Source organism: Sphingobium sp. SG1 (genome assembly GCF_057063145.1).
In genome coordinates this window covers 79,858-100,613 of sequence record NZ_JBVVOJ010000005.1, presented here as the reverse complement: position 1 = coordinate 100,613, position 20,756 = coordinate 79,858, and the positions used below count along the sequence as shown (strand labels likewise).

At 65.6% G+C, this 20,756-nt stretch carries 19 protein-coding genes; 12 read left to right on the top strand and 7 right to left on the bottom strand.

Annotated elements, in window-relative coordinates; genetic code table 11:
• Positions 1-116 precede the first annotated feature (116 nt).
• Together purN and AC0KVN_RS13225 are read left to right on the top strand one after the other, a co-directional pair.
• Positions 117-1,067 carry a phosphoribosylglycinamide formyltransferase gene (gene purN, locus AC0KVN_RS13230; protein ID WP_435567337.1) on the top strand — a complete coding sequence of 317 codons (951 nt, stop codon included), beginning with the start codon at positions 117-119 and terminating at the stop codon, positions 1,065-1,067.
• 201 nt (positions 1,068-1,268) lie between these two features.
• Complete coding sequence (locus AC0KVN_RS13225; RefSeq protein ID WP_435567338.1) at positions 1,269-2,060, top strand: MipA/OmpV family protein; 792 nt, start codon at positions 1,269-1,271, stop codon at positions 2,058-2,060.
• 21 nt (positions 2,061-2,081) lie between these two features.
• Here the strand turns inward: AC0KVN_RS13225 and AC0KVN_RS13220 are convergent, their stop codons facing one another.
• Both AC0KVN_RS13220 and AC0KVN_RS13215 read right to left on the bottom strand, forming a co-directional pair.
• Positions 2,082-2,378, bottom strand: coding sequence for an RNA-binding S4 domain-containing protein (locus AC0KVN_RS13220; protein ID WP_037510259.1), 297 nt, complete (start codon positions 2,376-2,378; stop codon positions 2,082-2,084).
• Positions 2,379-2,397: 19 nt separating this feature from the next.
• Positions 2,398-5,343, bottom strand: a complete 2,946-nt coding sequence (locus AC0KVN_RS13215; protein WP_435567339.1) for a helicase-related protein — start codon at positions 5,341-5,343, stop codon at positions 2,398-2,400.
• 285 nt (positions 5,344-5,628) lie between these two features.
• Here AC0KVN_RS13215 and AC0KVN_RS13210 point away from each other — a divergent pair, with 285 nt between their 5' ends.
• The 3 genes from AC0KVN_RS13210 (at position 5,629) to AC0KVN_RS13200 (ending at position 8,413) form a co-directional block, all read left to right on the top strand.
• On the top strand, positions 5,629-7,113 hold the full coding sequence (locus AC0KVN_RS13210; protein ID WP_435567340.1) for a M23 family metallopeptidase: 1,485 nt from the start codon (positions 5,629-5,631) through the stop codon (positions 7,111-7,113).
• A gap of 40 nt (positions 7,114-7,153) precedes the next feature.
• Complete coding sequence (locus AC0KVN_RS13205) at positions 7,154-7,945, top strand: nucleotidyltransferase family protein (protein ID WP_017503260.1); 792 nt, start codon at positions 7,154-7,156, stop codon at positions 7,943-7,945.
• Between the two features lie 105 nt (positions 7,946-8,050).
• Complete coding sequence (locus tag AC0KVN_RS13200) at positions 8,051-8,413, top strand: hypothetical protein (protein WP_126000313.1); 363 nt, start codon at positions 8,051-8,053, stop codon at positions 8,411-8,413.
• A 95-nt stretch (positions 8,414-8,508) separates the two neighbouring features.
• Here the strand turns inward: AC0KVN_RS13200 and AC0KVN_RS13195 are convergent, their stop codons facing one another.
• Positions 8,509-9,855 (bottom strand): lipopolysaccharide biosynthesis protein, encoded by a 1,347-nt coding sequence (locus AC0KVN_RS13195; protein WP_214866133.1) that lies wholly within the window; start codon positions 9,853-9,855, stop codon positions 8,509-8,511.
• 126 nt (positions 9,856-9,981) lie between these two features.
• Here AC0KVN_RS13195 and AC0KVN_RS13190 point away from each other — a divergent pair, with 126 nt between their 5' ends.
• A complete protein-coding gene (locus tag AC0KVN_RS13190; RefSeq protein ID WP_010337489.1) occupies positions 9,982-10,752 on the top strand; it encodes a phosphocholine cytidylyltransferase family protein in 771 nt (256 codons plus the stop codon).
• A 4-nt stretch (positions 10,753-10,756) separates the two neighbouring features.
• Here AC0KVN_RS13190 and AC0KVN_RS13185 read toward each other — a convergent pair whose 3' ends face one another.
• The gene (locus AC0KVN_RS13185) at positions 10,757-11,935 is read right to left on the bottom strand and encodes a BamA/TamA family outer membrane protein (protein WP_252364928.1); all 1,179 of its coding nucleotides are present in this window, start codon (positions 11,933-11,935) and stop codon (positions 10,757-10,759) included.
• A 177-nt stretch (positions 11,936-12,112) separates the two neighbouring features.
• Here AC0KVN_RS13185 and AC0KVN_RS13180 point away from each other — a divergent pair, with 177 nt between their 5' ends.
• The gene (locus AC0KVN_RS13180; protein WP_252364929.1) at positions 12,113-13,147 is read left to right on the top strand and encodes an outer membrane beta-barrel protein; all 1,035 of its coding nucleotides are present in this window, start codon (positions 12,113-12,115) and stop codon (positions 13,145-13,147) included.
• Positions 13,148-13,171: 24 nt separating this feature from the next.
• Here AC0KVN_RS13180 and AC0KVN_RS13175 read toward each other — a convergent pair whose 3' ends face one another.
• The 3 genes from AC0KVN_RS13175 to AC0KVN_RS13165 are packed head-to-tail and all read right to left on the bottom strand — an operon-like array spanning position 13,172 to position 15,779.
• The gene (locus AC0KVN_RS13175) at positions 13,172-13,603 is read right to left on the bottom strand and encodes an HIT family protein (RefSeq protein ID WP_435567341.1); all 432 of its coding nucleotides are present in this window, start codon (positions 13,601-13,603) and stop codon (positions 13,172-13,174) included.
• Positions 13,600-14,703, bottom strand: a complete 1,104-nt coding sequence (locus tag AC0KVN_RS13170; protein ID WP_010337484.1) for a CDP-alcohol phosphatidyltransferase family protein — start codon at positions 14,701-14,703, stop codon at positions 13,600-13,602. Before AC0KVN_RS13170 ends, AC0KVN_RS13175 begins: the two co-directional genes overlap by 4 nt.
• Positions 14,700-15,779, bottom strand: a complete 1,080-nt coding sequence (locus AC0KVN_RS13165; protein ID WP_435567342.1) for a glycosyl transferase — start codon at positions 15,777-15,779, stop codon at positions 14,700-14,702. Before AC0KVN_RS13165 ends, AC0KVN_RS13170 begins: the two co-directional genes overlap by 4 nt.
• A 278-nt stretch (positions 15,780-16,057) precedes the next feature.
• Between AC0KVN_RS13165 and AC0KVN_RS13160 the strand changes: the two genes are divergently transcribed.
• The 5 genes from AC0KVN_RS13160 (at position 16,058) to sucD (ending at position 20,681) form a co-directional block, all read left to right on the top strand.
• On the top strand, positions 16,058-16,846 hold the full coding sequence (locus tag AC0KVN_RS13160) for a succinate dehydrogenase iron-sulfur subunit (protein WP_004211148.1): 789 nt from the start codon (positions 16,058-16,060) through the stop codon (positions 16,844-16,846).
• 1 nt (position 16,847) lies between these two features.
• On the top strand, positions 16,848-17,309 hold the full coding sequence (locus tag AC0KVN_RS13155; protein ID WP_010337482.1) for a PaaI family thioesterase: 462 nt from the start codon (positions 16,848-16,850) through the stop codon (positions 17,307-17,309).
• Entirely contained in the window at positions 17,306-18,418 is a 1,113-nt protein-coding gene (gene zapE, locus AC0KVN_RS13150) for a cell division protein ZapE (RefSeq protein WP_037518112.1), read from the top strand. Before AC0KVN_RS13155 ends, zapE begins: the two co-directional genes overlap by 4 nt.
• Positions 18,419-18,734: 316 nt before the next feature.
• Entirely contained in the window at positions 18,735-19,697 is a 963-nt protein-coding gene (gene mdh, locus AC0KVN_RS13145) for a malate dehydrogenase (RefSeq protein WP_010337480.1), read from the top strand.
• Between the two features lie 99 nt (positions 19,698-19,796).
• Positions 19,797-20,681, top strand: a complete 885-nt coding sequence (gene sucD, locus AC0KVN_RS13140; protein ID WP_004211155.1) for a succinate--CoA ligase subunit alpha — start codon at positions 19,797-19,799, stop codon at positions 20,679-20,681.
• Positions 20,682-20,756 lie beyond the last annotated feature (75 nt).

Genomic DNA, 20,756 nt, shown 5'->3' with positions numbered 1-20,756 from the left:
CAAGCACCACCAATCCCCCTCCCGCCTGCGGGAGGGGTTAGGGGAGGGTTTTCTAGGGGATCGCCTTTAAGACAGGCCCTCCCCCGGCCCCTCCCGCCAGCGGGAGGGGAGACCCTATGACCAAAGCAAAGATCGGCGTCCTGATTTCCGGTCGCGGCTCGAACATGGCGGCTTTGCTCTACGCGGCGAAGGCCGCGGACTGCCCCTATGAGATCGTGCTGGTCGCCGCCAATGACCCGGAAGCCCCCGGCCTGGCACTCGCCGCGGCCGAGGGCATTGCCACCTTCGGCCAGAGCCACAAGGGACTGAAGCGCGCGGAGTTCGACGCGGTCATCGACGCGCAACTGCGCGCTGCCGGCGTCCAATATGTCGCGCTCGCCGGCTATATGCGGCTTCTGTCGCCCGAATTCGTGTCCGGCTGGGAAGACCGGATGCTCAACATCCATCCCAGCCTGCTGCCCAAATATAAGGGCCTCGACACCCACCAGCGCGCGATCGATGCGGGCGACAGCCATGCCGGCTGTTCGGTCCATATCGTCACCGCCGAACTGGACGATGGCCCGGTGCTGGGCCAGACCCCGGTGGCGATCCTGCCCGGCGACACGGCCGACAGCCTGGCCGGGCGCATCCTGATCGCCGAGCATCAGCTCTATTCGCGCACGCTCGCTGATTTCGTCACCCGCGAGCGCCAGCCCGACTGGCTGCTGAACAAGGTGCGCGAGGCCGCGCTGGCGCTGCCGCAGGCGGACGAGATCGTGTCGCACGGCATGCCCTGCTTCGGCATCGTCAAGGGCAAGAAATTCGCCTATTTCACGCGCGACCATCATGGCGACGGCATCATCGCCGTGCTGGTGAAGACCACCGCGCCGGAGGAGCAGGCGACCCTGATCGAAGCCGACCCGGCCCGCTATTACCGCCCCGCCTATTTCGGCAATGACTGGGTCGGCATCCGCCTCGACCTGGGCGATACCGACTGGGACCATATCGGCGAGCGGCTCCACGCCAGCTGGCGCCAGATTGCGCCGAAGAAGCTGCTGGGCCTGATGGACATCGCCGACCAGTTCTGACCATCTGGTCGATGGGCCGAACAAATATGCAGGATGAGTTGTGACCTTCCTGCGTCGGGCCGATGCCGGACATTGTCCGGAAACATTGTGCTGTATTTACAGTATATTGACGGGAAATTATTGTGCCGGGCCATGGATGCTCGTGCGCCGGCATGGGGGCTGGTTGATCTTCGGACGGCCGTTTCGACAGGGATTTGCATAATGAAATCGACGATAGCCCGATGGAGCATGACGCTCCTCGCCATGGGCGCAGCCGCGCAGGTGGCAGTCAAGGCGCAGGATCTCAGCAGTTCGCGCCAGTCGGTGGGGCAGCCGAGCAAGGACCGGATCGTCATCGGCCTGGGTGCGGCGGTGACGCCGGTCTATCAGGGCGCCGACGATTATCGCGTGCTGCCGCTGCCCGCGATCGACATTGTCGAGGGGCGCTTCTTCGCCAATTTCCGCAATGGCGTGGGGCTTAATCTGGTCGATGACCGGGCGCTGACCATCGGCGCGGGTGTCACGCCGATGCCCGGCTATCGGCGGCGCGACGTGCCGACGGGCGTCGATCGGCTGTCCTGGGGCGTGGGTGGGCGCGTGTTCGCCAATCTGACCGGCGGCGGCGTGGTGGCGACGCTCGGCGCGACGCAGGGCATTACCGGCAGCACCGGCGGCTTCGTTGCCGACGCCAGCCTCTCCTATCCGATCATCCTCAATCCGAAGGTCATTATCACCCCCTCGATCGCCACCAGCTTTGCCGACGGCAAGCATATGGATGGCTATTTCGGGGTGAATGCGCGGGAGGCGGCAGCATCCGGGCTGGACCAATATCGCGGCAAGGCAGGGTTCAAGGATGTCTCGGCGCTGCTCAACATCGTCTATCGGCTCGACAGCCGGTGGAGCCTGACCGGATCGGTTGGTGCGACCAGCCTGCTCGGCCGGGTGAAGGACAGCCCGCTGGTCGAGCATGCAACGCGGCCGAACGGCTTTCTGGCGCTCGCCTACCGGTTCTGAACCAGGCGATCGGCGGCAGGTTCAGCTGCCGACCGTCAATTCCTCATAACAGGCCTGCGCCTCGGGCGCGGGGCCGCGCCGGCTGGGCAACTGGATCACGCGGACGACGCGGACGCCGGCGGCGTGGGGAAAGGTGATGAGGTCGCCGGCGCGCACCGGCGCATGGGACCGATCGATGCGCCGGCCGTTGAGGCGAATATGGCCGTCCTCGGCCAGCTTCTGCGCGGTCGATCGGCTTTTCGACAGGCGCGCGAACCACAGATATTTGTCGATGCGCAGGGACGGGCCGAGGCCCGTCCCCGGCCCCTTCCCCGGCATTGTCATGGCCCCCTTGGGGTCAGCCATTGCGCCCCAGCAGTTCGGCCAGGCCGGCGAAGGCATGGTTGCTGGTCGCGGCCTTGTGGCTGGCGGGGGTAGCGCGCGGCGCGCGATTATCGTCGCGGTCGCCACCCTTGCGCGGGCCGCGATCGCCGCCCTTGCCACGGTTGTCGCTGCGGTTTTCACCGCGATTGTCGCTCTTGCCGGCAAACTTGCCCTCGGGGCGCTGCTGCTGATCGCGGCGGGGACCGCGCGGACCACGATCGCCCTGCGGGCGGCCCTTCTGCCGGCCCTTGAACACCCAGTTGGCGCCGGTGGCGGCCACGGGCGCTTCGGCCGGGGTTTCGGTCGTCGCTTCGCCAGGCGTTCCCGCGTCCGCTTCGACGGGAGCCTCGGCAACGGCTTCCGCTGCGGCTTCAGGCGCAGCGTCGGTCGCTTCGACCACGTCCGTGCCTTCCACGGCGGGTGCGGCTTCGGCCAATGCCTCGGCGACAGGCGCTGGGGTCGGCACCGGATCGATCGGGCGGAAGCCGGCGGCGCGCATCAGTTGCAGGAACGCCTCTTCGCTCAGGCCCAGCGACACGATCTGCGGGCTGAGCGCGCTGAACGGCTCATTCTTGGCGATCGTCTCATGCGCGGTGCGGGCCATACGCTCGGCCATGTCGATGCGCAGCATCTGCGGACCGAAGCTGCGGAAGCCGGCGATGCGGGCGCCCATTTCCTGCGGCTTGTCGCCGGTCGGGATCAGGGTCAGGCCCGGCTGGGGCAGCGGCAGGCAGGGCTTGCCGATGCGGGTCGCCTGCAGCGCCGCGCGCCAGCGCGCCGCGCCCGGCTTCAACAGGCCGGGATGATAGAGGTCGAGCACGCCGATATCGATGCCGGCGCGGCGCAACAGATGGCGCTGATCCTTGTCGAGATGGCCGAGCGCCGAATCAAGGTCGAGTCGCGGCGCGACGCCACCGGCATCGGCCAGCTGGGCGAAGACCGCGCGGACGACGGCGGGCACGGCCGGATCGGCAGCGCTTTCGCTCATCTTGACCAGCGGCAGCAGATGCTTCTGCTTCTGCGCCTCGAACCAGGTCGCCAGACGGGTCGTCACCTGCTTCTGCACATCCGGGCCCAACGCGGCGAGCGCGCGATCGAGCCGGATTTCGGGCGCGAGCAGGCCTGCGCCCGCCATCAGCGTTGCGACCGGGGTTCCCTGCCAGGCGATGCCCGGCGTCTGTCCCGCATCGTCCATGAGCGCGAAATCCGTATCCGCAGCGCTCATCAATTCGTCAGCCTTCACTCGTAATACCTTTCCAAGGCGCCTTTCCGCCGCCGCCAGCAACAGCTTTCTGTCCTGGAGTCGCGTAGCGGGATCGACTGAGAAACGAAATCCGTCAAGTCGCCCGATCGTCTCGCCATCGACGCAGACCGTCCCATCCGGGTCGACCGTGACCGGCAGATTGCTCGCATTCTGTCCGATATCCCTTAGCAGAACTGAGGTGCGTCGGTCCACGAAACGCTGCGTCAGGGCCGCATGCAGCGCATCGGACAGCTTTTCTTCCAGCATGCGCGTGCGTTCCGCCATCTCCACCGGATTGGCCAGCCAGTCGGGACGATGGGCGATATAGGACCAGGTGCGCGCGGCGGCGATCCGGCCCGACAAGGTGTCGATATCGCCCTGGACCGAATCGAGGCGGGCGATCTGCTGGGCAAACCAGTCACGTGGAATATGGCCGCCAAAGCCGGAGCCATTGCCGGCGATGAAGCGCCAGATGCGCGCCACGGTGCGGGCATGATGCTCCGCGCCCAGCTTCTGGAAATCGGGCAGGCCGCAGGCGGCCCAGAGCCGTTCGACATCGCGCTTGGAGCGGACACGGGCCTGGACCTCGGGATCTTCGGCCATGCGGCGCAGCACGGCGAGATCGACGGCTTGCGGCGCGGCACGCAGTTCCGGGCGGTCGGGCCGGGCCTCCAGATCGATGATGAGATGATCGATGCTGTCAGTGCGCGGTGCGCCGTCGCGCCAGAAAAGCTGGTCGACGGAGGGGAAGCGATGCGCCTCGATCGCCTCGATCTCTTCCGGCGTAAAGGCGGCGTCGCTATCCTCCGACCCCAGGCTGCCAAAGGTGCCATCCTTGTGATGGCGCCCGGCGCGGCCGGCGATCTGGGCCATTTCGGCGACCGTAAGCCGGCGCGAGCGACGACCATCGAACTTGCGCAGCGAGGCGAAGGCGACATGGGCGACGTCGAGATTGAGGCCCATGCCGATCGCGTCGGTGGCGACCAGATAATCGACATCGCCGTTCAGGAACATCTGCACCTGGGCATTGCGGGTGCGGGGCGACAGCGCGCCCATCACCACCGCCGCACCGCCCCGGAAGCGGCGCAGCATTTCCGCCACGGCATAGACTTCCTCGGCCGAGAAGGCGACGATCGCCGAGCGGCGCGGCAGGCGCGACAGCTTCTTGGCGCCAGCATAGGAGAGGGTGGAGAAGCGCGGCCGGCCGATGATCTCGACCTCGGGGACCAGGCTCTTGACTGTCTTCGCGATGCTGGCGGAGCCCAGCATCATCGTTTCTTCCCGGCCTCGCGCGCGCAGGATGCGGTCGGTGAAGATATGGCCGCGCTCGGGATCGGCGCCCAGTTGCGCCTCGTCCAGCGCGACAAAGGCGAAATCGCTGAGGCCGCCGGTCATCGCCGCCGCCTCGCGCCCACCGCTGATCGGCATGGATTCGGCGGTGCAGAGGAAATAGCGCGCGCCCGGCGGCACGATCTTTTCCTCGCCGGTGATCAGCGCAACCTGCTGCGCGCCCTTGATCGCGACGACGCGGTCATAGACTTCGCGCGCCAGCAGGCGCAGCGGAAAGCCCATCATGCCGCTCGAATGGCCGCACATGCGCTCGACGGCGAGATGGGTCTTGCCGGTATTGGTGGGGCCCAGCACAGCGGTGACGGGCGAACGGGCGAACTGGGCCATGATGGGGCCTATGTCGTGCAGGACGGCGGGCAGGGCAAGGACTTTGCGCGATCGGCCCGATGTTCCGTTGGTTAACGGGACTGTGCCCGGCGATGGGCACGTTTCGTCGCAGCGGCGCGGGTCATGGTGGCGTCTTAAATTGACTTTAACCCTGCGCGTTCACAAGGGTGCGGTCCGACGCATGGCGCGGGGACCATTGCGTTGGCGATGCGATAAAAAGCACCCCGGGGGTTGCGGCTTTTGTTCCAGGATAATCAGTCGGGTTTTCAGCAGGGTGGCGCGTCCATGTCACTATGGCTGGCGGACAGCCTGCAGCGACCGGCGGCGCCGCGCGACTGGCGCACGCGCCTGCGCGACTGGGCGGAGGACGTCAATCTGGTCCCGGACCTGGGGCAGAATGTCGGCAGCCTTACCTGGTTCCGCGGCCTTGCTACCTGTTTTGGCCTGTGCGCCACCGCCCTCTATCTCTCGCCCGGTTTCCAGCCGGTGCCCGGCGCGCCCGAACCCCTGCTGACGCCAGCCCAATATGACGAGGTGCGCAGCCAGATGATCACGCCGCTGGCGCTGGGCGCGGACAGTGGCCGGCGGATGGGCGCGACCGACGCGGTGCAGCCCCTCAAGGAAACGCCCGAACGGCCGCAGATCGAACTCAATGCCCAGATCGGCAGCAGCGACACGCTGGCCCGCGCCTTGTCGCGTGCCGGGGTGAGCAGCGGCGATGTCGCGACCGTGACCAGCATGGTCGGCGGCGATATCGGCGCGGGCGTGAAGCCGGGCACCCGGCTCGACATCATCCTGGGCCGTCGTGCCAGCCGCACGTCGCCCCGGCCGCTCGACAAGCTCAATTTCCGCGCGCGGCTCGACCTGGCGGTCGAACTCAACCGGGTCGGCGGCGTGCTGCAGGTGACGCGCGTGCCCATTCGCGTCGACAACACCCCGCTGCGCATCCAGGGCGTGGTCGGCGACAGCATCTATCGTTCGGCCCGCGCCGCCGGCGCACCGCCCAAGGCGGTGCAGGCCTTCCTGCGGGTGATCGCCAAGCAGGTCGATCTGGGATCGATCGGCGCGGGCGACCGCTATGACATCATCACCGAATATCATCGCGCCGAAACCGGCGATGTCGAGGTGGGCGAGCTGCTCTATGCCGGTTTCCGCCGGGCTCGGGGCAAGGCGGTCGATATGCTGAAATGGACCAGCGACGGCCGCGCCGAATGGTTCGAGGCATCGGGCGTGGGTGAAAAACGCGGCGTGCTAGGCGCGCCGGTCGACGGCGCCCGCATGACATCGGGCTTCGGCATGCGCCGCCATCCGATCCTGGGCTATACCCGCATGCATGCCGGCATCGATTTCGGCGCGCGCTATGGTTCGCCCATCTATGCCGTGACCGACGGCGTGGTCGCCTTTGCCGGCCGCCATGGCGGCCATGGCAATTATGTCCGCATTTCCCATGGCGGGGGCCTGGCCACCGGCTATGCCCATATGAGCCGGATCGCGGCGGTGTCGGGCCAGCGGGTGCGGCGCGGCCAGGTGATCGGCTATGTCGGTTCCAGCGGCCTGTCGACTGGTCCGCATCTTCATTATGAGCTGTATCGGGGTGGGCAGGTGGTCAATCCGCTGTCGGTGAAGTTCACCACCACGGCGCAGCTGACCGGCAGCAATCTGGCCGCGTTCCGCGCGCGCCTGGCCCAGCTCAAGGGGCTGAAGGTCGGCACGCATGAGGTGGCGGCGACCGCGCCGACCGCGGGCGCACCGGCCGCTGCGGGGAAATAAGCGGCTTTGCGGCGGTGGCTCGCTCGGCTAACGAGCGGGCATGACATCCTCCCATCCCGCCACCATTACCGCGATCCTGCTGGCAGGGGCGCGGCCGATCGCCGATCCGCTCGCCACCGCTGCCGGCGTGCCGGTCAAGCCGCTGGTGCCGGTCGCAGGCGAGCCGATGATCAACCGCCCGGCACGCGCCTTGCTCGCCCATCCGGCGATCGGCCAGCTGGTGGTGCTGACGCAGAATCCCGAATATTTCGCCGATGATCCGGCCACCGCCTGGCTGGCCAGCGATCCGCGCGTGCGGTTCGAGCGTGGCGGCAAGGGCATCGCCTCCTCGCTGCTGGAACTGATGGAGAAGGCGGACCTGCCTTTCCCGCTGCTGATGACGACGGCGGACCATGTGCTGCTCGACGCGGCGATGCTGGACCAGTTCGTGGCGGAGGCGACGGGCGCCGACATCGCCGTCGCCATGGTCGAGAAGGCGACCCTGCTGGCCCATTATCCGCAGTCGCGTCGCACCTGGCTCAAATTCCGCGACGGCTGGTGGTCGGGCGCGAACATCTTCTGGTTCGGCAGCGCCAAAGCGCGCCCGGTGATCGCGTTGTGGCAGGATGTCGAGCAGGACCGGAAGAAGGGCTGGAAGATCCTGTCCGCCTTCGGCCCGCTGGCGCTGGTGGGCGCGCTGCTGCGCATCCTGACCCTGCGCGGCGGCATTGCGCGGGTGGGGCGGCGTTTCGGCCTGACCGCGCGGCTGGTGGCGATGGACCAGGCGGAAGCCTGCATCGACGCCGACAAGCCCGACGACATCGTGCTGATCGAATCCATCCTCGCGCGCTAAGGGGCAGGGCGTTTCCCTATCGGGTTATTCCCGATGCCGCGCACTGTGGCTGCATGCTAGAAACAATCGGACCCGGCAGATGGGCCCGATGAAGGGAGCACCCGCATGCGCAAGATTCTGCCCCTGGCGGCATTGTTGCCCGCCACCCTCGTCCTGATGGCACAGGCAGCGCCCGAAGCAGCGCCCCCGCCGCCGGCGCCGACCCCGGTCACCCCGGTCAGCGGCGATTCCCGCGACGTGTCGGTCGCCGCCTGCCTGAACGAAGCCAAGGCCCAGGGCGCGAAGAAGGGCGTGATCGACGTCACCCTGCGCGAGGTCGAGGATACCGACAAGAAAAGCGACAGCCGCGGCGCCGTGCGCGCGCTGGTCAATGTCGTGATCGACAAGGACGGCAAGCAGAAGACGGTCAAGAAGACGTTCAAGTGCAGCACCCAGAATGGGGTGGTAACCGCCTTCAAATATTATTGAATTTTCCTAGCCCGGTCTCATCAGGCTGAACCGGGCGCGGCACCAGTGCGTCGTTCCTCTCCCCCCTCGATCCAGGGATGGCGCGCTGGTGTCGCTCAGTTCGCGTCGGGCTTCGGCGGCAGCGTATCACGCAGCGCCAGCGCATGGCGGGTAGCAAGTCCCATCATCAGGAAGCCGGCGATCGAGGCGACGATATTGGCGATCGCCGCGCCGATCGTGCCGTTCATCGGCAGCAGCACCGCCTGCATCCCCAACAGCAGCAGGGTGGAGGCAAAGGTGATGCGCAGCGACAGGCCGGCCCGGTCGGTCGCCATCAGCAGCGGGCGATAGCTGACGCCGACCAGGTCGATACAGGCCGACACGCCCAGCAGCATCAGCAGCGGATAGGCGGGCAGGAATTCCTTGCCCGCGATCAGGCCCAGCAGCGGATGGCCGATGGTCAGGATCAGCGCGATGATGATGGCGCCGGCGATCAGCGCCAGCCGGTTGGTGCGGCGGAACAGGGACCGCAGCGCATCCACGCCATGGCTGGACTGGGTGCGCGACAGTTCGACGAAGATGCTGCGCGAGAGCAGGCTGGAAATCTTGGTCAGCGACTGGGCGAGCTGGTTGGCGAGGCGATAGAGGCCCGCGCCCACCGGCCCGACGAACAGGCCGACGACCAGAACCGCGACCTGTTGCCCCATGGCGGACAGGCTGGTCTGCAGGTTGGTGGCGGTCAGGAAGCCGACGATGCCGGGATTTTCGTGGCGCGCATCAAGCGCCCGGCCGGCGGTCCAGCTGCCGAGCCGCCCCTTGCCTTCGCGCAGGGCGAGGTACCAATAGGCCGCCGCGCACAGCAGTTCGGCGGCGCCCCAGGCGATCAGGAAACCGGTGATGCCGGGCATCAGGGCCAGGGCCAGGCCCGCGCCGATCATCCGCCCGACCGGGATCATGGTTTCGGCGACGGCGGCCGAATCGAACCGGTCGAACAGGCGCAATATGCCGGTGGGGGAGGAGCGGATGGTGATCATCATCACCATGCAGAACAGCCAGGCCTGAAGCCCCATGCCGGGCCCCAGTTGCAGCTGGTTGCCGAAGGCGAGGATGATGATCGCGGCGATCAGGCCGCCGGCCACGGCCGAGGCGAGATCGATCAGGATGCAGAAGCGCAGCACCCGGTTGAGCGCATTGCCGTTGCCGTCGGCCAGATGCGGCTGGCCATAGCGCACGACGATCTGCCAGCTGTCAAAGGACACCAACGTCTTGATGACGTTGGCGGCGCTCAGCACCAGCGCGAAGCGGCCGAAATCGGCGACGCCCAGCGTGCGGGTGACGATGGCGAGATAGGCAAGGCTCAGCACCGCGCCCACGCCCTTGCCGCCCAGCAACCAGCCGGTATTGGCCAGGATACGGGCAAAGCCATCCTGTGCGCTGCTACCCTTTGCGCGCTTCAACTTCACCGGAACAGGAGCCTTTCGCGTGACACGCCGTTTGTTGCTGGCGGGCGTCTATCTAGGGAAGGGCGGCGCATTGCGCAAATGCGTCCTTCTCTTCCCTGCGCTGCGAAATCCCTCTAAAGCGCGGGCATGACCATCAAGAAAGCCATCATCCTCTCCGCCGGCCAGGGTTCGCGCCTGCTGCCGCTGACCCGTGACGTGCCCAAGTGCATGATCGACTTCAACGGCCGTACCCTGATCAGCTGGCAGATCGCCGCGCTGGTCGCCAATGGCGTGACCGACATCGTCGTCGTCACCGGCTTCCGCACCGAGCGGGTCGAGGATCATGCGCTGCAACTCTATCGCGAGACCGGGGCGCGCATCCGCACGCTGTTCAATCCCTTCTTCCAGGTCGCCGACAATCTGGGCAGCTGCTGGATCGCGCGTGAGGAGATGGATCAGGACTTCATCATCCTGAACGGCGACACCATCGTGTCGGATGAGATCGTCGCGAAGCTGGTCTCGGGCGCCAAGGACGCGATCACCGTCACCGTCGATGTGAAGCCCGACGGCGACTATGACGATGACGACATGAAGGTGAACCGGGACGAGACCGGTCGCCTGCACCATATCGGCAAGCGGCTGCTGCCGCCCGACACCAATGCCGAATCGATCGGCATGCTGGCGTTCGTGGGCGAAGGGCCGGCGATCTTCCGCAACCAGGTCGACCAGATGATGCGCACGCCCGAAGGCGTTGCCCGCTGGTATCTGCGCGCGATCGACATCATCGCCAAGGGCAACCGGGTCGGCACCGTGTCGATCGAGGGGCTGGAATGGCAGGAAGTCGACTTCCCGCAGGATGTCGATGCGGCCAATGCGCTCACCGAGAAATGGGTGGAAGAAGGGCGCTACGGCGCGTGAGCGCCTAAAAGGCTTCCCCGATGCCGAAATAGAAGGCGGCGCCGTCCTTGCCCCAGGCAATGTCGGCCCGCAGATTTACATTGGCCTCCTTCGAGGCGAGATAGCGCAGGCCGAAACCGCCGGCTGGCAGCATCTTGGTATGTTTCCAGATATCCTTGCCGCTGCGCGCAATGCCGCCGATGCCGCCGAAGGCGACCATGCCGATCTTGCCGAACAGATGCTGGCGCACCTCGCCCTGCAGCGCCCAGCTGGCCCGGTCGCGATAGCGGCCGGTCTCATAGCCGCGCAGGTCGCCATTCTGGCCATAGAGGCACAGGTCGTAATAGGGCGCGCCGTCTGACGCTTCGCACAGCGTCTTGCGCACCACCAGCACGGTTTCGCGCCCCAGCGGGAAATAGCCATTGCCCGCAATCTGCAACTTGTGATGGGTGAAGTCGCTGCCCAGCCAGTCGGCGCCATAGGTCAGTGATCCGGTGGTATAGACGCCCTTGCGCGGATCGACCGGATTGTTGCGGCTGTCGAACGTGAAGGAGGGGCCGAGCATCGCAATCTGGCTGTGCCGCTCGATCGCGGGCGGCGTCAGGTTCGGATGATTGGGCAGCGGCAGCGAAACGCGGGCGTTCATGTCGAGATAATAGAGGCGCGCGCCGAAGGAGAGGTGGCGCAGGAAGCCCTTGCTGAAGATCTGATATTGGGTGTCGACCATGGCGGCGAAGGCCTTGTCGCGCAGCTTGATCGACAGGTTGGACGCGCCGGCATTGGCGCCGATGCCATAGAAGCGCAGATTGGCGATGCCATAGCCGGCCCAGCCCTGGAAGCGCAGCCGGTCGTCGGCCAGCGTCATATTGTGCGAGACCCCGACGCCCCAACTGTCCGTGCTGGTATAGCCGCCGCCAACGCCGCTGACCCAGGGGCGGGAGGAGCCGTTGGGATTATAGTAAAGCACGGCTGCGCCGCCGAGGCCGGTGCCCATTGCCGGATTGGACAGCGGGATCGGCGCGATCACCAGATCCGGCTTGGTGCTGGGCGGGGGCAGGACGGCATCGGGCGCGGGTTCCGGTTCGCCGGCCTGCACGCTCTGCGCCTGCTCCATGATCTCGCGCGACGGCGTATTCTGGGCGGCGGCGGGAAGGGCCATGCCCAGGCACATCATCAGGCTTGGCCCGGCTAGTGCGTGTCGCACGCCATGTCTCCCTGTCATATCGGATCAGCCTAGAGGAAGGCGCGGGCGTCGATATCGGGGGAAATGTGCAGTCGCTGCGGGGAAATTACCCAGAAGCCAGGAGACGGGCTTTCCCGCATATAGTCTGCTTGGCCCGTAAGAGCGGGGGACGCGGCCGGGGAACAGGGGATGATGGTGATGCGAAGACTGACGCTGCTATCCGTCACGATGCTGGCTGCGCCGCTGGGTGCGGTCGGTCATGCCCAGGCGGAAGAATTACCGCCCGTTCCGATCATTACCCAGGTTGCGGCTGATGCTGGCGCTGGCGCGGCCAGTGGCTCTGCCGATCCGGTCTTTGCGCCAGCGACAAGGGAAGCGCCTCCCGAACCTCCGCCGACGCGCGAAAAATATCCGCTGCTGCCAATCGGCGGACGCGCGGCGATTGAGCGCGGCTATCATATTCAGCGGGCGCTGGGCGCCAGCGGAATGCTGATCCACAACGTCCAGAATATGAACAGCAGCAATTTGGCGATCGCCATCGCCAAGGGGGAGGATCCGCCCGCAGGGGGCGCATTGCTGGAAGTGCCGTTCGTCACGACGACGCAAATGGAAAGCCACAGCAGCAACACCGAATTCAAGGCGGATGTCTGGCTCTTCCCCTTCCTCAACCTGTTCGCTGGGGTCGGCAAGGTGAAGGGGCATGTCAATGTCGGGGTCGACATCGACCTCGATGCCTTCGTACCCTTTCCCTTCTGTCGGCCGGCCAAGCCCTGCGGTCATACCCAGTTGCCCTTCAAGGCGGATGTCGACAACACCTCCTTCACCTTCGGCAGTATCCTGGGTTATGGCAGTGACAACTGGTTTGCCGCCCTGTCCCTCGCCAAGACGATCAGCGTGGCGAAGAAGGACCGGTCCGATATGCAGATGACCAACATCGCGGCACGGGCCGGCCCGCGCTTCTCGCTGGGCGGCGACACGATCCTGACACCCTATGTCGGCGCTAATTATTTCGACATGGATGTCACCGTGTCGGGGCTGGTGCGCAGCGGCCCGTTGTTCGAGGACGGCGATGGTGTCGGCCTGCGCTACAAGGTCGACCTGTCGAGCCGGCGCCCCTGGGCCGGCATCGCCGGCGCCAATCTGGAACTGTCCAGCCACTGGGCGATGCAGGCCGAATATAATCTGGGGCAGGAATCCAACCGCTTCGTGCTGAGCCTGACCTTCCGGCCCTGATCCGGCTGGCCCCGATCCGTCCGATCAGAGGGCGAAATACCCCTTCAGCCAATCGCGCAGTGCCGTGTCAGCTTCGCTGTCAATCTTGACCGCGCTGCCAAGGTCGGGCTGGCCCGGCCAGCCGGCGTCGGCGATGGTCAGGCCGGCGGCGCTGCGTTCCCCGTCATAACGGGGGATGACGTGGAAATGGACATGCGGGTCGACCATCATCAGCATCAGATAATTGATCTTCGCATAGCCCACCGCGCGGGTCAGCGCGGCCTCGATCGCGGCGGTGACGGTCTTGAGTTCGGCATGCGCCGCGCCCGGCAGGTCGCCGAACGCGGTCGCGTCGCTCTTGGCCGCCAGCACCAGCGATCCCAGCGTCGGCTGGGCCGGGCGCAGCAGCACGACCCAATGGTCGAACTCGGCGACCAGCGTCGCAGGCCAGCCGAATTTCGCGATGGTGGCGTTCATGCCGCTGCCTCGGCCTCGTCCATCCAGCTGACGATCGGCCGGCCGGAGCGGTGGACGATATAGGCTTGGGCCAGGCGCACGGCATGGACGACCAGCGAGATGATGGTCCACCAGGCAAGCGCGATCAGGCCGATGTCGGGCCGGCCGAACAGCAGTGCCACGAACAGGATCACCATGTTCGGGTTGCGGCGGGCGGTGATCAGGCGGAACTGGCTGTCGAACGGACGCCACACATGGATGTCCATCTTGAAGTCCTTGAGGAACATCCCCTCGATCAGGCGCTGGAGGATATAGCCCGCGATCACGGCGGTCATGATGAAGGTGAAGGTGCCGGCCGACAGGCCCAGCCCCCAATAGGTGAGGCCCGTGCCCCAGAAATACCACCAGAAGGGCGGGTGGACCAGATCGACGCCATGATCGATCACATTGCCCCATTTGGACGAAGTGATGGTGCAGCGGGCGAGCTTGCCGTCCACCGTGTCGAGCACCATGAAGATGAAGCCGCACAGGAAGCCGGTCCAGAACAGCCCCTTGGCAAACAGGAAGGTGGCGACCAGGCACAGCGTTACGCCGATCACCGACACCATGTTCGGCGTCATCTTCAGCTGCGCGGCGATGCGCGTCAGGATCAGTGCCAGTTCGGGCCAGAGATATTTGGTCAGCAGGTCGGTAACGCCCTTATAGGCGCCGAAATAGCTTTGCCGTTCGATCGCCTTGCGGGTCTGGGGCACCAGTTCGCGCACCATCGGCTGTTCCAGCTTGCGCAACTGGCGATTGTAGAGCTTGCGTCCGTCCGACAGGTCGATGAGGCCGCTGGCCTGCATCGGGTCGCTGCCCGCGGGCACCTGGCCGACGATCGGCTGGCCGGCCCAGGCGAACATCGTGCCGGGCGTTTCCAGCACCAGCCGCAGCAGCAGCGGGTCGAAGGCATAGGCGAGGTTGAAGACCAGTTCATGGCCCGGCGCCAGCGTGCTGCCATTCTTGGCTGCGCTTTCCGCCATGCGGCGATTGCGTTCGGCGTTGGACATGCCCCAGATCGGGGTCGCGTTCTCGCCGAGCAGGCGAACCGGGCCGAGGGTGGTGCTGATCGTCTGCATCATGCCTGTGCCTTCTGCGCAAAATCGAGGATGAGGGCGGCCTGCCGCTGCGAAGCGGGGACCGGAGAAAGATCGATACTATCCTGCATTGCCGCTTCCTGAGCAGCAACCAGGCCCGGTTGCAAGTCTGCTGCCCGATCGAGCGCGCCCTGAAGCGCATCGGCGCGGTCGATCACCTGGCCCAGACGCCAATGGGCGAAGGCCTGATCCTCGCGCCAGTCATGATGGTCGAGGTTCAGGAAGATGCAGGGGCGGGGCGTGAGCAGAAACTCGTAAACCTGGCTCGACACGTCGCCCAGATAGGCGTCGGCGCTGGTCGTGTAGCTCATGTCGATCGAATGGCGGCTGCCCATGTCGACACGGATATGCGGCCTGTCGCTGTGGATCGGCGGGACGCGGCGGGCGAGCTTCACATGCGGCGCGATGATGACGTTCCAGCCCCGCAGCGCTTCGAGTGCGGCCATGACCTGCGGCCCGTGCCTGACCCAGGAGGACAGGTCCGGGTCGAAATGCGGATTGTAGAGCAGCACCGGCTTGTCATCGTCGAACAAGGCGCGGCGCGGCGCGCGCAGTTCGAACTTGGCATAGCCGCCGACCAGGCAATTGGTTTCGGTGCAAAGGCCATAGCCGATCATCCGCCGCCGATCCTTCTCGCCCGCGACGATGGTCAGGTCGAAATCGGCGTGGCGCTGCTTGTAGCCGCCGGCCCGGTCGCCCGCGCCATGCTTGATCAGGATCAGGCGGGTGGCAAAGCCGGGCACCCGTTTCAGCCAGGCGCTGGTAATCTCCGTCGTCACCAGCGTCGGGAAGCGGGCGATGGCGCGATAGTTGAGCAGCAGCGTCGCCAGCCGCGAGGGCAGGCGGAACAGGGAGTCGGGCTTGGTGGAGGGGCGACGCAGCTTGATGAGGTCGAGCCGACCTTCGGGATCATAGCTGGCGACCAGATCGAGAATCAGGCGCGAGGGCGAAAGCACATGGACGCGCACATCCGCGCGCTTGCCCAGCTCAAGGGCGGCCGGCAGCCAGTGGAACACTTGCTGCGCTTCGGCGATGGCAAGAAAGGCGATGTCGATCGGCAATGAAGGCGGTCCCCACAGATATTCGCCGCCGCAGGGGCATGACCTGCGTTTGCTTTACTTCGCCCCGCGTCGCAATGCGAGGGGGGAGCGAAACGAGGTCGCTCTAGCGTGGCTGACGCGGGACGCAAGCCGAAGCCCCTCTTCGGCAATGATTATTTGCAATCGATTTGCAACAAGGCCCGCGGGGGCAGAATCATGGTCTCAGTGCTGGACCTTTGCAGATTTTTCGTTATGCGGACCCCCATCAGACAGACATCGACGAAGAGGCTCGACGAGCGATGGCCGAATTTGCTTTGCCCAAGAACAGCAAGATCAGCGGCAAGGGCGTGACCCACAAGGCGCCCGAGGGCGCGACCAATGTCCGCAGCTTCAAGGTCTATCGCTACGATCCGGACTCGGGCGAGAATCCGCGCTACGACACGTTCGAGATCGATCTCGACAATTGCGGCCCGATGGTTCTCGACGCGCTGCTGAAGATCAAGAACGAGTATGACTCGACCCTGACCTTCCGCCGTTCGTGCCGCGAAGGCATTTGCGGTTCCTGTTCGATGAACATGAACGGCAAGAACGGCCTGGCCTGCACCACCGCGATCGACGAGTGCGCCGGCAAGCAGGTGCAGATCACCCCGCTGCCGCACATGGACGTCATCAAGGATCTGGTGCCGGACTTCACCCACTTCTACGCCCAGTACAACAGCATCAAGCCCTGGCTGCAAACCGTCAGCCCGGCGCCGAGCGGCAAGGAGCGGCTGCAGTCGCCCGCCGATCGCGAGAAGCTGGATGGCCTCTATGAGTGCATCCTGTGCGCCTGCTGCTCGACCAGCTGCCCCAGCTACTGGTGGAACAGCGACAAGTTCCTGGGCCCGGCGATCCTGCTGCAGGCCTATCGCTGGCTGGCCGACAGCCGCGACGAGTTTACCGGCGAGCGCCTCGACGAGCTGGAAGATCCCTTCCGCCTCTATCGCTGCCACACCATCATGAACTGCGCGAACGTCTGCCCCAAGGGCCTGAGCCCGGCCAAGGCGATCGCGGAGACCAAGAAGATGATGGTCGAACGGCAGCTGTAAGTTGACCAGCGACGGTGTTGCAGGCGGGCGACCGCTGAACGAAGGGAAATGGTCGGGCTGGACCGCCTGGCACGATCCGCATCCCGACACCTTCCTGCAGGCCATCGGCCGCGGTTATATGCGCGGGCTGGGCGAGAAGAAGGCGCATGTCGCGCTGGAAACCCGCACCAGCCATCGCAACCGGCTCGATACGCTGCATGGCGGCTTCCTCGCCGCCTTTGCCGATCATGCCTATTTCGGCGCACTCTGGGCGATGGGGCATCAGGGCCAGGTCAATGGCGTGACCATCGACCTGTCGATGCAATATCTGGGCGCGGGCAAGGTCGGTCCCGACCTGCTGGCCGAGGTGGAATTGCTGCGCGAGACCGGGCGCCTCATGTTTCTGCGCATGCTGATCACCCAGGAGGGCGAGCCGGTCGCGGCGTCCACCGCCACGCTGCGCAAGGCGCCCAAGGCGCAGTGACCAGCGTCATCGCCCGTTATGATGCGCTGGTCGCGGCTGGCGAATTGCGGCCCGACCCGGACCAGCGTGCCGCCGCCGTGCGACTCGACCAGCTTCAGCACGATCTGGAAGCGACGCCGGCGCGTGGTTCGACGCTGTGGAAGCTGCTGCGCAAGCAGCCCGAGCCGCCGCGGGGCCTATACATGTGGGGCGGGGTCGGGCGCGGCAAGTCGATGCTGATGGACCTGTTCTTCGACACGGTCCATGTCCAGCGCAAGAAGCGCGCCCATTTCCATGAATTCATGCTCGACGTGCATGCCCGCCTGGCCGAGGCGCGCAAGTCCGAGTCGGGGGATCCGATCCCGCCGGTGGTCGAGTCGCTGTCCGAAGAGGCGCGGCTGCTCTGCTTCGACGAGATGGTCGTCAACAATATGGCCGATGCGGCAATCATGTCGCGCCTGTTCACGGGGCTGCTGGAAAAGCGGGTGACGATCGTCACCACCTCCAACCGCGAGCCGGACGAACTCTACAAGAATGGCCTTAATCGCCAGCTCTTCCTGCCCTTCATCGACCTCATCAAGGCGAAGCTGGACGTGATGACGCTGAACGGTCCGGTCGATTATCGCCGCGACCGCCTGGGCGACTCGAAGCTGTGGCATGTGCCCAATGGGCCGGAGGCGACCAGGGCGCTGTCGGAGGCCTTTTTCCGCCTGACCGACTTTTCGGTCGAGGACCGGGCCAAGGTGCCCTCGGAGGAGATCGTCGTTCAGGGCGGGCGCACCATGCATGTGCCCAAGAGCCTGAAGGGCGTTGCCGTCTTCTCGTTCAAGCGGCTGTGCGTCGAGGCGCGCGGCGCGCCCGACTATCTGGCGATCGCGCGCAAATATCATACGGTCATCATCGTCGGCATCCCGGTGCTGGGGCCGGAGAAGCGCAACGAGGCGGCGCGCTTCGTCACGCTGATCGACTCGCTCTACGAATATAAGGTCAAATTGCTCGCCTCGGCCGATGCCGAGCCGATGCGACTCTATCCCGAAGGGGATGGGGCGTTCGAATTCGAGCGGACCGTGTCGCGGCTGATGGAAATGCAGTCCGACGATTATCTCGCGCTGGGCCACGGCCCCAAATAAGCGCGACGCACCCCGTCGTGCGCGCATTTCGCCCTATCGCCGCTTGCGTCGACGTTCATCAGGGCGCAACTTTCTTACGGAAAAACAGACCGGATGCTTCCACTTGGGAAGCATCCGGCAGGCTACCGCTGCAGGGAAGGCTCTAGGTCCAGGGTAGGAGACCAGGAGCGACAGGGTGTGAAAAAGCCTCTAATGCAACTGCGAATGAATTGCAAAGATAATTTGCCATAGGGGGCTTTGTTTGGTTGAAACCCCCACAATATGGGCGTAGGCGCACTGACAATTCCAGAGTTCACATCTTGGAGGATGATTGCATATGGCCCGTAAGAAGATCGCGCTCATTGGCGCTGGCAATATCGGCGGCACGCTCGCGCATCTCGCGGCTCTCAAGGGACTCGGTGACATCGTCCTGTTCGACGTCGTCGAAGGCGTTCCCCAGGGCAAGGCTCTCGACCTGTCGCAGTGCGCCTCGGTCGAAGGCTTCGATGCGAAGATCACCGGTTCCAACGACTATGCCGATATCGCGGGCGCGGACGTCATCATCGTCACCGCCGGTGTCGCCCGCAAGCCGGGCATGAGCCGCGACGACCTGCTGGGCATCAACCTCAAGGTCATGAAGGCCGTGGGCGAGGGCATCGCCGCCAACGCCCCCGACGCCTTCGTCATCTGCATCACCAACCCGCTCGACGCGATGGTCTGGGCGCTGCGCGAATTTTCGGGGCTGCCCGCGAACAAGGTCGTCGGCATGGCCGGCGTTCTGGACAGCTCGCGCTTCAACCACTTCCTGGCGGAAGAATTCAATGTCTCGGCCAAGGACGTCACCAGCTTCGTGCTCGGCGGCCACGGCGACACCATGGTTCCGGTGATCGAATATTCGACCGTCGCCGGCATCCCGGTTCCCGACCTGATCAAGCAGGGCCGTTCGACCCAGGAGCGCATCGACGCCATCGTCAAGCGCACCCGTTCGGGCGGCGGCGAGATCGTCGCGCTGCTCAAGACCGGTTCGGCCTTCTATGCGCCCGCCACCAGCGCGATCGCCATGGCTGAAGCCTATCTGGGCGACAAGAAGCGCCTGCTGCCCTGCGCCGCGAACCTGACCGGCCAGTATGGCGTCGACAATCTCTATGTCGGCGTGCCGGTCATCATCGGCAAGGACGGCGTTGAGCAGGTCATCGAGATCGAGCTGAACGACGAAGCCAAGGCGAACCTCCAGGTGTCGGTCGACGCCGTCAAGGAACTGCTGGAAGCCTGCAAGGGTATCGATCCCTCGCTCGCCTGAGCCAACCAGCTTGCACCGTCCCGTTCCAGGTAAGTGCGCAGCCTGGGACGGGTCGCTTTAGACCCAAGTGCCACGTCCACAGAGAATAAAGGGACACCCATGTCCATTCTGGTGAACAAGAACACCAAGGTCATCACCCAGGGTATGACCGGTGCCACCGGCACCTTCCACACCGAAACCGCTCTTGCCTATGGCACGCAGATGGTTGGCGGCGTGACCCCCGGCAAGGGCGGCACGACCCACATCGGTCTGCCGATGTTCGACACCGTTGCCGAAGCCAAGTCGAAGACCGGCGCCGACGCCTCGGTCATCTATGTTCCGCCGCCGTTCGCGGCCGACTCGATCCTGGAAGCGATCGATGCCGAAATCCCGCTGATCGTCGCGATCACCGAAGGCATCCCGGTTCTGGACATGGTCAAGGTGAAGCGCGCCCTGTCGGGTTCGAAGTCGCGCCTGATCGGCCCGAACTGCCCCGGCCTGCTGACGCCGGGCGAGTGCAAGATCGGCATCATGCCCGGCAACATCTTCTCGAAGGGTTCGGTCGGCGTCGTGTCGCGTTCGGGCACGCTGACCTATGAGGCCGTGTTCCAGACCACCAATGCGGGCCTGGGCCAGACCACGGCCGTCGGCATCGGCGGTGACCCGGTCAACGGCACCAACTTCATCGACGTGCTGGAACTGTTCCTGGCCGACGACGCCACCGAATCGATCATCATGATCGGTGAAATCGGCGGCGACGCGGAAGAACAGGCTGCCCAGTTCCTGATCGACGAAGCCAAGAAGGGCCGCAAGAAGCCGATGGCCGGCTTCATCGCTGGTCGCACGGCGCCTCCGGGCCGTCGCATGGGCCACGCCGGCGCGATCGTGTCGGGCGGCAAGGGCGACGCGGAAAGCAAGATTGCGGCGATGGAAGCGGCCGGCATCAAGGTCGCTGCCAGCCCGAGCCTGCTGGGCGAGACCCTGCTGGAAGTGCTGAAGGGCTGATCCGCCTTTAAAATATGATATGGAAACGCGGCCGGGCTGCACCCCGGCCGCACTTTCCCGCTCCGCGACTGCACG